Genomic DNA, 13,280 nt, shown 5'->3' with positions numbered 1-13,280 from the left:
CAATGGCACTGGTACCTCGTTAGCCACCTATCTGCCGGCCACCGTCAACAGCGTGACCATGGGCGTGTCGGGTGCAGAAATGACTCTCAATTTAGCGGGCGGCAGTACTGTCGGCCTGTCCAAAGTTCAAACGATCGGTATATAGAGCCGACTAGACGGCGAAGGAGCGAAACATGTCATTCAACATCGGTCTCAGTGGGCTCTATGCCGCAAACAAATCGCTCGACGTTACCGGCAACAACATTGCCAACGTCGCTACCACCGGTTTCAAATCGTCCCGTACCGAGTTTCAGGACCAGTACGCAGCTTCGATTCGCGGTACGTCCGGTTCGACCAACGTCGGCAGTGGTGTAGCGGTTGCGGCTGTGTCGCAGCAGTTTACCCAAGGTAACTTGACCACCGGCACCGGCCGCAGCCTTGACCTGGCGATCCAGGGCAATGGTTTTTTCATGGTCAGCAACAACGGTGAGAAGCTGTACACCCGTAACGGTGCGTTCTACCCGGACAAAGACGGCAATGTCGTCGACAGCAGCGGCAACAATTTGCAGGGTTACAGCGTTGATACTAACGGCAACGTCGTGACTGGCGTGCTGACCAACCTGAAGATCGATTCGTCTAACCTGTCGCCCAAGCCGACGGGCACTATTACCGTCGCGTCAAACCTGAACTCTACTGCCACCGTTCCAACGGTAACCCCGTTCGATCCTGCGAACACCGCCAGCTACACTACGCCGACCAGCACACCGATCTATGACAGTCAGGGTAACCAGCACTCTCTGGATCAGTATTTCGTCAAGACCGGGACCAACAGCTGGTCCATGTACACCTTGGTTGACGGTCGTAACGCGGCCAACCCAGGTACCACGCCAGTGGTAGCGGACGAAACCAAGCTGACGTTCAACTCCGATGGCTCATTGGACAAGACGGCGTCCACCAGCACGGGTGCTGTGTCGGTCAACGCAGACGGTACCTTCGAATTAACCGGTTGGATACCCGCTGCGCAGGTGGGTACTACTGGCGTGTGGGCGAGCAACGGCGCGAATGCCAAAGTGGGTGGCATCCAGCTCGACATGTTGGCCACCACCCAGACCAACTCGGTCAGTGGCGTCATCACCAAAACTCAAGACGGCTACGCGACGGGTCAACTGGCCGGGTTGTCGGTGGATGGCACCGGTAACTTGTTCGCCACGTACACCAACGGTCAATCGAAGACCATTGGCCAAGTGTCGATCACCAACTTTGCCAACGTGCAGGGTTTGATCCCGGTGGGTGGCAGTAGCTGGAAAGAATCTTATGCGTCGGGCGTACCGGTAACAGGTACTCCTCAATCGGGCACCTTGGGCTCAATCGTCGGCGACGCGCTGGAAGACTCCAACGTGGATTTGACCAGTGAGCTGGTCGATCTGATTCGTGAGCAAAGCAACTATCAGGCGAATGCTAAAACCATCTCGACTCAAAGCACTATTATGCAAACCACTATTCAGATGGTTAGCTAAAAATCGGGTTGCGGTAGTATTTTAAAAGCCTCTTTTCGAAGGGGCTTTTTTACGCCTGTGTAATAAGTAGTTTCAAGTAATAAGTTTAAGAAAGACACTACAATAGTTCTAGAAAATTCCTACTTTCGTTAATGCGAGAATAAATAACGCGGCGATATTCGCCCGCGACACTCATGCATTTACGAAAACACCACGCCCTGTGGTATAGGAGTATTCATGTCATTTAATACAGCCTTGAGCGGGTTGCACGCTGCCCATAAAAGACTTGAAGTGGCCAGCAATAATATTGCTAACGTCGGTACTCATGGATTCAAATCATCCCGAGCGGAATTTGCTGCGCTGTACTCAAGCTCCATGCTGGGCAGCGGTCACAACGCAGTGGGTGCCGGTGCGCGGCTGGCGAACGTTTCGCAAAATTTTAGCCAAGGGGAGGTGGGCTCAAGTTCTCAACGGACGCTGGACCTGCGTATACAAGGCAAAGGTTTTTTTGTGGTCAGCGATAACGGCGCACTTAGTTACACTCGTGCCGGGGCTTTTGTAAAAGATGCCAGTGACTATATTGTTGATAACGAAGGCAGCCGGTTGCAGGGGTATGGCGTTAATGACAAGGGGGTGGTGGTCAACGGCGTGCGTACGAATTTGAAAATCGACACCAGTAATATGGCGTCCAAAGTGACCACCAAAGTGGCTCAAACTATTAATCTTGATGCGTCGCTGCCTTCGCTCGCCGCACTACCGGGATTTAATCCCACTCACCCAGATACCTATACGAAAGTGCTCACTAGAACTATCAGGGATGGAGGCTCGGCGGCGGTCGTAGAGGTAAAAAGCACGGACGCTCAAGGTCGAGAAACCATAAGGGTCGCGGCCAAACCTGCAATCCCTCCAGCGGACCATGAACTCAAGCAATATTTTGTTAAGACCGACGACAGCCACTGGACGATGTACACCTTGATCGATGGTCGTCACCCCATCGATAACACGACCACTTCGCCGCTGGTGGCGACGATTACCAAGCGGCCGGATGGCAGCATTTCACTGGTTAGCGATCGTGAGGTGATCAAGAAGACCTCTGGCACTGAGTTCTCGTTGGCTGGGTGGAAACCCAGTCAGCAGGTCGGTGGCGTTTGGAGCGCCAGTTCTGCCGCCAACGGTGGTCCGATTGTGCTGTCGTTAAGCGAAGGTGGCGTCAACGGTATCGATGAGGGTGATGCCGTGATGAACAGGCTGGTTCCGGTGTTTGATCCAAGCAACATCGCCACCTTCAGCAAGCCGTTCTCCACACCTCTTTTTGACAGTTTGGGTAATCAGCACGAGATGACTCAATACTTCGTCAAGGACGACACCAACAGCTGGAAGATGCACGTTTTGGTCAATGGCCGAAACCCGACGACGCCCAATTCCAGCCAACCCGCTTCTGCAAGCGTTAGGTTCAATTCTGATGGCAGTATTCAATCCATTGCCGGTGGGGAAGGATTGAGTCTGGAAAACAATAGCCTGACCTTGACCGGTTGGACCCCGTCCACGGCGGTTGATGCGGGAAAAAATACCGAGAAATGGGTCTCCAATGGTGCCCGGGGCAGCGTAGCCGGTACGGTTATCGATATGAGCAAGCTGACCCAATATAACGCCACCACCGATCGTACGTCAGTACAGCAGGACGGCCATGCCGCGGGGAAGCTCGAAGTCGTCAGCATCGGTGTCGATGGCATCATTCGGGCAGGTTTCAGCAATGGAGAAAACAAAAGTATCGGCCAGTTGATGCTCGCCACGTTTGCCAATGAGCAAGGGTTGGCTCCGGATAACAACACCCGCTGGAGAGAAACCGGCGCGTCTGGAATCGCCAACATGGATGCACCCAGAGTGGGAGGGCTGGGCGGTATTGTCTCGGGGTCTTTGGAGGGCTCGAACGTCAAGCTGACCGAGGAGCTGGTGGCGTTGATACAGGCGCAAACCGCCTATCAGGCGAGTTCTAAGGCACTCTCGACAGAGGCGACGTTGATGCAGACGTTAATACAAGCCCTTTAAACCAGGTGCGCGATGCATAAGCCTCGATGCGTCGGGGCTTTTTACTGGGTGCTGATTGAGGTCAGAGGCTGCAGTCGGATTTTTTATAAGGGCCCCGCAGGCGTATCCATCCGGGGCCAGGGCTATTTTGCGCACATACCGTCCGGGTAGCGCCTTGCCATGTATACCACTGCGCGCTTTGAGCCAAAGCTGCGCCGGACCCGATTAGCAGGGTGACGAGAAGCGCGAGGATCATTCGGATATGGAAGGACATAAAAAGCCTTGGTGGAGTGTGGTGATAGTAGCGCGGTGTATGTCTGTTAATGAAGGCCCTGCGGTTCTGGCTTGTAAATCAGCGGAACCGCAGGGCCTTCATCCTGACAAATGAGGTTTTTTTGGCGCGGTTTTTTCAAGCCTGAGCCAAATGTGGCAGTCCGCCGCCGCCTTCCCTCAATCCCCACTCCCTCACCACTAGCCCCCCTCCGTTTACGCTAATGAATCAACGCTTTGTATCAGTCTCGACAAGTTGGATCGAATATTGCTTAAACATGATTAGAACAGCTACAGGCGGCAAGCGTCTGGCAGAGGAGGAAGACTGTGGACAAGTTGCTATACGTCGCCATGAGCGGTGCATCGGAAAACGCGATAGCGCAGAAGGCGCACGCCAACAACCTCGCGAACATCAGCACCACAGGATTCCAGCGTGACCTCGAACAGGCACGCTCCATGCCGGTGTATGGAGACGTCATGCCTTCGCGAGCGTACGCCATGAGCGAGCGTCCGGGCACCGATCTCTCTGACGGCCCGATGATGGAAACCGGCCGTGATTTAGACGTTGCCGTTAAAGGCGGTGGCTGGATTGCTGTGCAAACCGCCGACGGTGGTGAAGCCTATACCAGCACCGCCAGCTTGAACATTGACGCGCTCGGTGTGTTGCGCACTGGCAATGGTTTGCCGGTCTTGGGCAACGGCGGGCCGATTGCCGTTCCGCCTCAAGAGCAGATCGAAATCGGAGCTGACGGAACCATCAGCATTCGCTCGATGGGCGAAGGCCCAAAAGTGATGGCGCAAATTGACCGTATCAAGCTGGTTAAGCCGGCCCTGAGCAACCTGGAAAAAGGCCCTGATGGCCTGCTGCACACCAAGGACGGCAAGCCTGCGGCTGCGGATGCTGACGTCCAGGTCGAGTCCGGGTTCCTGCACGCGAGCAACGTCAATTCGGTCGAAGAAATGACCCAGGTGCTGGCGCTGTCTCGCCAATTCGAATTGCACATCAAGATGATGAAAACCGCCGAAACCAACGATGAATCGGTGGCGCGAGTCTTGCAGAGCTAACCATTGATAGCTTGCGCCGAATACCAGGCGCTCGAGGAGAGAAATAATGCTTCCGGCACTCTACGTCAGCAAAACCGGTCTCGCCGCTCAGGACATTAACCTGACGACCATTTCCAACAACCTGGCAAACGTATCCACCACCGGTTTCAAACGTGACCGTGCTGAATTTCAAGACTTGCTCTATCAGATCAAGCGGCAGCCAGGTGCTCAATCGACCCAAGACAGCGAGCTGCCTTCTGGTCTGCAATTGGGTACCGGTGTGCGCATTGTCGGTACGCAAAAGAACTTCACCGCTGGTAGCTTGCAAACCACTGATCAGCCCCTCGACTTGGCTATCAATGGTCGCGGCTTTTTCCAGATTCGCCAGCCTGACGGCACCACTGCTTATACCCGTGACGGTACGTTCCACCTGGACACCAATGGCCAGATCGTAACGGCCAACGGTTACGCCCTGGAGCCGGCAATTGTCGTGCCCCAGCAAGCCCAGACCTTTACCGTCGGCCAAGACGGCACGGTGTCCGTGACTCTGGCGGGCGCCACTGCGACGTCACAGATCATCGGCAACCTGCAGGTTGCTGACTTCATCAACCCGGCCGGTCTGCAAGCAGAAGGTAGCAACCTGTTCCTGGAAACCGCATCCAGCGGCGCGCCACAAGTTGGTACGCCTGGCTTGAACGGCTACGGCACCACCCAGCAGAACACCCTGGAAGCATCGAACGTCAGCACCGTCGAGGAGATGGTCAACATGATCACCACTCAGCGCGCTTACGAGATGAACTCCAAAGTGATCTCCACCGCTGACCAGATGCTGCAGTACGTCACGCAAAATCTGTAAACCCTGATGGGCCAGTTCGGCCTGTCACGTCACCTGATCAACTTGATGGGGTACCTGATAAGTACCTGCTACACCGCGAGGTTTTAAGTGTCATGAAACGGCTTCCTGTTGTGCGCCTTGCCCGACTGATTGCTCTGTTGGTAGCCCCGTTTTGCGGACTCGCATTACTGGCCGGCTGTGTTGCGCCTGTTGCAAAGCCTAATGACCCTTTCTACGCGCCGGTGTTGCCGCGAACGCCGCTGCCATCAGCCGCCAATAACGGCTCGATCTACCAGGCCGGTTTTGAGCAAAACCTGTACGACGACCGCAAGGCTTACCGTGTTGGCGACATCATCACCATCACGTTGTCCGAGAAGACAGATGCCAGCAAAGCGGCCAGTAACGGCATCACCAAAAACAGCAGCAACAGCATCGGCCTGACCTCGTTGTTTGGTGGGGGTGTGAGCACTACCAACCCAGTGGGCAGCGCCGACCTGAGCCTCAACGTTGGCTACAACGGCGCGCGTACAACCAAAGGTGACGGTAAGGCAGCGCAGAGCAACAGCCTGACCGGTTCGGTCACGGTGACCGTTGCTGAAGTCTTGCCCAACGGCATTCTGGCAGTACGCGGTGAAAAGTGGATGACCCTCAATACCGGCGATGAGCTGGTGCGCATTGCCGGTTTGATCCGCGCCGATGACATCGCCACCGACAACACCGTGTCGTCCACACGCGTTGCAGATGCACGTATCACGTATTCAGGAACCGGTTCGTTTGCCGATTCCAGCCAGCCGGGGTGGTTCGATCGTTTCTTCCTCAGCCCGTTGTTCCCTTTCTGATAGCGGGATAGACATGATCAAGTTCAAACAGCTGATGGTGGCGGTACTGCTCTCGTCCACCGCTCTCGGCGTACAGGCCGAACGGTTGAAGGACATCGCCAGTATTTCCGGCGTGCGGACTAACCAATTGATCGGCTACGGTCTGGTGGTTGGCCTCAACGGTACAGGCGACCAGACCACGCAGACACCGTTCACCCTGCAAACCTTCAATAACATGCTGGCGCAGTTTGGCATCAAGGTACCGACCGGTTCTGGCACTGTGCAGCTGAAAAACGTTGCGGCGGTGGCTGTGTATGCCGACCTGCCTGCGTTCTCCAAGCCGGGCCAGATGGTAGACATTACTGTGTCGTCCATTGGTAACTCGAAAAGCCTGCGCGGCGGTAGCCTGTTGATGACCCCGCTGAAAGGTGTCGATGGCAACGTGTACGCCATTGCCCAAGGCAATCTCGTCGTCGGTGGTTTCGATGCTGAAGGCCGTGACGGTTCAAAGATCACCGTCAACGTACCGTCTTCCGGTCGCATCCCCGGTGGTGCGTCGGTCGAGCGTTCAGTGCCGAGTGGTTTTAACCAAGGCAACAGCTTGACGTTCAACCTTAACCGCTCTGACTTCACCACTGCCAAGCGCGTGGTCGACAAGATCAACGACATGCTCGGCCCTGGCGTTGCACAGGCACTTGATGGTGGCTCGGTACGAGTGACAGCGCCGATGGACCCTAGCCAGCGCGTCGACTATTTGTCGATGCTGGAAAACCTCGACGTCGATCCGGGCCAGGCATCGGCCAAAGTCATTATAAATTCACGTACCGGTACCATCGTGATCGGCCAAAACGTTCGGGTTTCGCCAGCGGCCGTTACCCACGGGAGTCTGACGGTGACCATCACCGAAGACCCTATCGTCAGCCAGCCAGGTGCCTTGTCCGGCGGCCAGACGGCAGTGGTTCCGCGCTCTCGACTTAATGCGGCGCAAGAGCTGCACCCGATGTTCAAGTTCGGTCCGGGCACCACGCTGGATGAAATCGTGCGAGCGGTTAACCAGGTCGGTGCTGCACCCGGTGACTTGATGGCAATCCTCGAAGCGTTGAAACAGGCCGGCGCGCTGCAAGCCGACCTGATCGTGATTTAAGGAGCTGCGCATGGACATGCCTAAGAGCGGCGGAACACCAAGTGCCAGCGATTCGGGTGCGTACTCTGACCTTAATCGTCTGAACTCCTTGAAAACTGGCGATCGCGACAGTACCGGTAACTTGAAAAAAGTTGCCCAGGAATTCGAGTCGCTGTTCGTCAGCCAGATGCTCAAGTCCATGCGCTCTGCCAACGAAGTGTTGGCAAAAGACAACCCGATGAACACCTCGGAAATGCGTCAGTACCAGGAAATGTACGACCAGCAACTGGCGGTGACCATGTCCCGGCAGGGCGGCGGTATTGGTCTGCAAGACGTATTGATGCGGCAACTGTCGAAAATCAAAGGCTCGGAAACAGCCCCTGCGAGCACCACCGGCAACCTGACAGCGTTGGCCGGTAAGAACACTGACTTGAAACGCTCAAGCCTGCTCACTCCGGCGTCGGATACGGCAGCTGATTCGAGTAGTTCGGACACCGACGGCGCGGTCATCAAGCAAACCGGTCTGGCCCTGCAAATCGCTCAGCGACCACTGTGGGCGTCGCGTTCGGTGGCTGCTGATCATCGACTGGCTGCGGCCACTGCTGCCATCAACGGCGGTGTACACAACGACGTCGCCAAGCTCAACGCACGACGCTTGTCATTGCCGACCACCCTCACTGACCGCTTACTGGCAGACATCGTCCCGGCGACCGGCGCCACGCTCAGTCAGGCCGCGAGCGAGGCGGGTGCAAGCAGCGCCATTACCGGTACCGCCCAGGCTGCCGTTCGTAATGGCGCCACGTTCGCTGGAAATGGCGACTGGACGCAAAACCCGTCGCTGAAGGCCTCCGGGGGCGCGATACAAATTTTGGGTCGGGCCATGGCCCAGATACCCTTGGCGCCCGGCAACAAAACCTTCGCCAGTCAGGATGCGTTCGTCGCGACCATGTTGCCGCTGGCCAAGGACGCTGCAGCACGTATCGGCGTCGACCCAACGGTATTGGTGGCACAGGCTGCGCTGGAAACCGGTTGGGGCAAATCGATCATGCGTCAGCAGGACGGCAGCAACAGCCATAACCTGTTCGGCATCAAGGCTCAGGGCGGTTGGCAGGGGCCTGAAGCGCGAGCGATTACCAGCGAGTTTCGTGACGGTCAGATGGTCAAGGAGACGGCGAACTTCCGTTCCTACGATTCCTACGCCGACAGTTTCCATGACCTGGTCACTGTGCTGCAGAACAATAATCGCTATCAAGGTGTGCTGAAGTCTGCCGATAACCCTGAACAGTTTGTGAAAGAGCTGCAAAAGGCCGGTTACGCCACGGACCCGGACTACGCCAGCAAGATTTCGCAAATCGCCAAGCAGATGAAGAGTTACCAAAACTACGCCGCAGCGGGCTCTTCCACGACTTTATAAGGCTTGAACCATGTCTCTGATTTCAATTGGGCTTTCGGGGCTGACTGCAAGTTCTGCAGCGCTAAACACCATCAGTAACAACATGGCCAACGTCGATACCGTCGGGTATTCGCGTCAGCAGGTTATTACCGGTGCTTCGGCACAGCAGAACATCGGGATCGGCTACGTCGGCACCGGTACCACGCTGATGGATGTGCGTCGCATCTACAACAGCTACCTCGACACACAATTGCAAACCAGCACTGCGCTCGACTCCGACACCTCCGCCTTCCTTGGGCAAGTGGGTGCGACCGACACCTTGCTTTCAGATGCCAGCACCGGCATCGCGAGTGTAATGAAGACCTTTTTCACTCAGTTGCAAGCAGTTTCGACCACTGCAACTGATGCGGGCAGCCGCTCGCAGTTGTTGACGACCGCCAACGCCTTGAGCAGTCGTTTCAACGCGATTTCAGCGCAACTGACCAGCCAAAACACCGACATCAATGGGCAACTGACCACGCTTGCCGGGCAGGTCAACACGTTGTCGACTTCGATCGCTAACCTGAACAAACAGATTACCCAAGCCTCGGCCGGTGGCACGACTCCCAACACCCTGCTTGACTCGCGTAACGAGGCGGTGCGTCAGCTCAACTTGTTAGTGGGCGCCAAAGTCAGCGAAAACAATGGCAGTTACGACATTACCATTGGTACAGGACAAACGTTGGTCAGTGGCACCACGGTTAATACATTGTCTGCCGCTCCAAGCGCGAATGACCCTACCCAATTCAACTTGTCGTTAAGCTACGGATCAAGCAAGTCGGACGTGACCTCGGTCATTACCGGCGGCAGCATTGGTGGCTTGTTGCGCTATCGCAGTGACGTATTGGCACCCGCCGTCAACGAACTGGGTCGTGTTGCATTGTCAGTCTCCGACAAGATCAACAGCCAGTTGAACCAGGGTGTGGACCTTAACGGTGCCTTCGGTTCGAACCTGTTCAGCAGCATCAACACGGCTGCTCAGGTCAGCCAGCGCAGTATCGCCACTGCGGGTAACAGCGCCGGTTCGGGCAACCTCGATGTGACCATTGCCGACACCAGCAAGATCACCACCAACGATTACCAGGTCACGTTCACTAGCGCCACGGCATACAGCGTTCAACGTCTGCCGGACGGCACAAGTATGGGTTCCTACGACCTTGGCACCACGCCACCGCCAGTTATCGACGGATTTTCTCTGGCACAAAACGGTGGGAATTTCAGCGCGGGCGATAGTTTCAAGGTCACACCGACGCGCAATGCTGCGTCGAACATAACCACCACCATGACCGATCCCAATGCCCTCGCGGCGGCGGCCCCGTTGTCTGCATCGGCCGGCTCCAGCAACAAAGGCACTACCACGATTTCGCAGCAGCCGACGCTGACTACCCAATTGGACATCTACGATGCGGCCGGCAGTGCAGACCTGCGTACCGGCATAGCCAACTCAACCCCGGTCAAATTGGTGTTCGGCGCTACAACCTCCGGCGCGCAGAGCTACACCATGTTCGACGCCAAGGGCAACTCGATTGGTACTGGCTCGATTGTTCCAGGGCAGGCCAACACGTTGAACCTGACTGTGCCGATGGTCGATGCCAGCGGCAATGCGATCACTGATGGCGCCACGCCACCGGTGCAAAAGTCTTTCACCTTCCAGATGACCATTTCCGGCACGCCGACCGAGAACGATAGTTACAGCGTCTCGATGGCGGCCGCAGGGTCTTCGGACAACCGTAACTCTGCCGCGACCGTAGCCTTGCAAACCACACAAACGGTTGGCGTTACCAGTACCGGCACCGGCATGAGCATGTCTGATGCATACGGCAAATTGGTAGAAACGGTCGGCGCCCAGGCGGCCCAGGCCAAGAGCGACAGTGCGGCGACCACCGCCATCGTCACCCAGGCCAAAAGCGCTCGGGATTCGGTTTCCGGCGTCAGCCTCGACGAAGAAACCGCCAACCTGGTCAAGTATCAGCAGTACTACACCGCCTCGTCGCAGATCATCAAAACTGCACAAGACATGTTTACCACTTTGATCAACGCTCTCTAAGGGTCGTAAATCATGCGAATTTCTACCAGTCAGTTTTTCGACGCGAGTGCGGCCAACTACCAGCGCATTTATAACAACACGCTGACCACTGGCCAGGAAGTCAGCAGTGGGACCAAGGTCAATACAGCAGCGGATGATCCTACAGGCGCGGCACGTTTGCTGCAGCTCGGGCAACAGAGCTCTATGCTAGACCAGTACACGGCCAACATCACTTCGGCCACCGCGACAATGACCCAGTCAGAGTCGGCACTGACCGCTATTACAAACGCGATGCAGCGAGCCAAGGAATTGATCGTCGGCGGCGCCAACGGCACCAATACCGATAAAGACCGCCAAGCAAACGCTGCTGAATTGACACAAATTCAGGGTCAGGTGCTGTCGCTGATGAACAGCCAGGACGCTAACGGGCAGTACCTCTTTTCTGGCTCCAAGTCTTCGACGCCGCCGTATTCACAGAATGCGGACGGCACCTATAGCTATAACGGTGACCAGACTTCGACCACTGTTCCGATTGGCAACGGGTTGACTGTTGCAACCAACACCACCGGTTGGGCTGCGTTCGAGCAGGCGGTCAACACCACGCGTACGTCCACCAGCATGACCTCGCCCGCGGTGGATGATGGGCGGATAACGTTGTCTGGTGGCCAAGTCTCGAACAGTGCGACCTTCAACTCTTCGTTCAGCAGCGGTCAGCCGTACACAGTCAGTTTCCTTAGCAGCACGCAATACAAAATCACTGATGCCTCGGGTACTGACGTTACCGCTGAAGCTGGCCAGAACGGCACCTTCAGTTCGGCCAATGCTTCGACCCAGACCATCGGTTTTCGTGGCCTGACGCTGAACCTCAACACCAACCTCAGTGCGGCCGATAACGCGACTACAGCTACTGCAGATGCGGCTATGGCGGGTCACAGTTTCCAGGTGACGGCCGCGCCCGATACGTTCGCGACTTCGCGTAGCGCAGGCAACGCGTCGACCACGGTTATTACCAGCTCTGCCGAAACTAACGCTACCGCGTACAACAGCAGCTTCCCGCCAGGCGGCGCAATCCTCAAGTTCACCAGCGCCACGGCCTTTGATTTATATGCCTCACCGATCACAGCCAATAGCAAGCCGGTTTCTAGCGGCAGCACAGTGGTCACGACCAACACCGCTACGCCACCAGTGACTACGACTACTGCCACGGCGGCCGGGATTACCTTTAATCTCAGCGGCTCCCCCGCGGCAACGGACACGTTTACGGTTCAACCCAATACGCATCAGTCGCAGAATATTCTGAACACCTTGGGCGCGGCCATCACTGCGCTGAATACGCCAGCAGACGGTGATCCGGTCGCGTTGCAAAAGTTGAGCACTGCCATGGATTCCGCACTGGGCAACTTGACTCAATCCGAAACGCTGGTCTCAAGCGCTGGTAGTAATTCTGGTGCCCGGCAAGCTATTTTGATCAGCCAAAGCGCCACCAACGACACCTTGACCAATGGCAATACCATTGCCCAAAGCGCGATTCGAGATGCGGACCCAGTGGCGTCCTACACCCAGTTGACCTTGCAGACCACCATGCTGTCCGCTGCACAGCTGGCGTTCAGCAAAATTTCTCAATTGGGCCTGTTCAACAAGATCTAAAGTCCGGGTTCGACCCCCGCGACCTGCAGCCATCGCAGTTCGTTATTATTTTATTAGTTCAGGGCGCTCGCTGGTCGAGCGCAGCGCCCGCCGCTTGTGAGCTCTCGCCGTGAATCCACTACCCCTCGTCAGTATCGTCATCCCTGCCTACAACCCACGGTTTTTTCAGCGAACGCTGCACAGTGCGCTGAACCAGACCTACACGAACTACGAGATTGTGATTTGCGACGATTGCCGCACTGAAGAGATTAAGGTGGTTGTCGACTCGTTTGCGGGTCTTAGCAACGTGCCAGTTCGCTACGTCAAGAATCCGCAGCGCTTGGGCTTCGTTGCTAACTTGCTTAAATGCCTGGAAGAGGCCAAAGGCGAGTTCATCAAGTTTCTATGTGACGATGACCAGTTGTTGCCGGTGTGTATTGAGACGCAAGTGGATGGTTTTACCACGTACGACAATATCGCTCTGGTCCTTGGTCAGCGTTACTTCTGGGATGCCGATGATGGTCAGCTACCGGATCGCATTGAAAACATACCGCTCTCTTACAGCAGTAGCGTTTTCAAGGGCGAGGACATGCTCGGGATCAT

At 56.2% G+C, this 13,280-nt stretch carries 11 protein-coding genes; all 11 read left to right on the top strand.

Going from position 1 to position 13,280, the window contains the following annotated elements; translation table 11 throughout:
* Positions 1-145: FLgD tudor-like domain-containing protein (locus M0974_RS07310; RefSeq protein ID WP_297834685.1), on the top strand; the 145-nt coding region annotated here is incomplete at its 5' end.
* Between the two features lie 28 nt (positions 146-173).
* Entirely contained in the window at positions 174-1,496 is a 1,323-nt protein-coding gene (flgE, locus tag M0974_RS07305) for a flagellar hook protein FlgE (protein WP_297834683.1), read from the top strand.
* A gap of 216 nt (positions 1,497-1,712) precedes the next feature.
* Positions 1,713-3,524: a flagellar hook protein FlgE gene (locus M0974_RS07300; protein ID WP_297834681.1), complete on the top strand. Its 1,812-nt coding sequence runs from the start codon at positions 1,713-1,715 to the stop codon at positions 3,522-3,524.
* A gap of 576 nt (positions 3,525-4,100) precedes the next feature.
* Positions 4,101-4,838 (top strand): flagellar basal body rod protein FlgF, encoded by a 738-nt coding sequence (locus M0974_RS07295; RefSeq protein WP_297834678.1) that lies wholly within the window; start codon positions 4,101-4,103, stop codon positions 4,836-4,838.
* Positions 4,839-4,884: 46 nt separating this feature from the next.
* Positions 4,885-5,673 carry a flagellar basal-body rod protein FlgG gene (gene flgG, locus M0974_RS07290; RefSeq protein ID WP_297834675.1) on the top strand — a complete coding sequence of 263 codons (789 nt, stop codon included), beginning with the start codon at positions 4,885-4,887 and terminating at the stop codon, positions 5,671-5,673.
* Between the two features lie 92 nt (positions 5,674-5,765).
* Entirely contained in the window at positions 5,766-6,491 is a 726-nt protein-coding gene (gene flgH, locus M0974_RS07285; RefSeq protein WP_297834673.1) for a flagellar basal body L-ring protein FlgH, read from the top strand.
* A gap of 13 nt (positions 6,492-6,504) precedes the next feature.
* On the top strand, positions 6,505-7,614 hold the full coding sequence (locus M0974_RS07280) for a flagellar basal body P-ring protein FlgI (RefSeq protein ID WP_297834671.1): 1,110 nt from the start codon (positions 6,505-6,507) through the stop codon (positions 7,612-7,614).
* Between the two features lie 10 nt (positions 7,615-7,624).
* A complete protein-coding gene (gene flgJ, locus M0974_RS07275; RefSeq protein WP_297834668.1) occupies positions 7,625-9,007 on the top strand; it encodes a flagellar assembly peptidoglycan hydrolase FlgJ in 1,383 nt (460 codons plus the stop codon).
* Positions 9,008-9,017: 10 nt separating this feature from the next.
* Positions 9,018-11,072 (top strand): flagellar hook-associated protein FlgK, encoded by a 2,055-nt coding sequence (flgK, locus tag M0974_RS07270; protein ID WP_297834666.1) that lies wholly within the window; start codon positions 9,018-9,020, stop codon positions 11,070-11,072.
* A gap of 12 nt (positions 11,073-11,084) precedes the next feature.
* On the top strand, positions 11,085-12,698 hold the full coding sequence (locus M0974_RS07265) for a flagellar hook-associated protein 3 (protein WP_297834663.1): 1,614 nt from the start codon (positions 11,085-11,087) through the stop codon (positions 12,696-12,698).
* A 109-nt stretch (positions 12,699-12,807) separates the two neighbouring features.
* Positions 12,808-13,280: glycosyltransferase family A protein (locus M0974_RS07260; RefSeq protein WP_297834660.1), on the top strand; the 473-nt coding region annotated here is incomplete at its 3' end.

The organism is Pseudomonas sp., assembly GCF_026224925.1.
Classification (GTDB): Bacteria; Pseudomonadota; Gammaproteobacteria; order Pseudomonadales; family Pseudomonadaceae; genus Aquipseudomonas.
The sequence above is the reverse complement of the archived record's forward strand: the minus strand, read 5'-3'. Positions and strand labels throughout refer to the sequence as shown.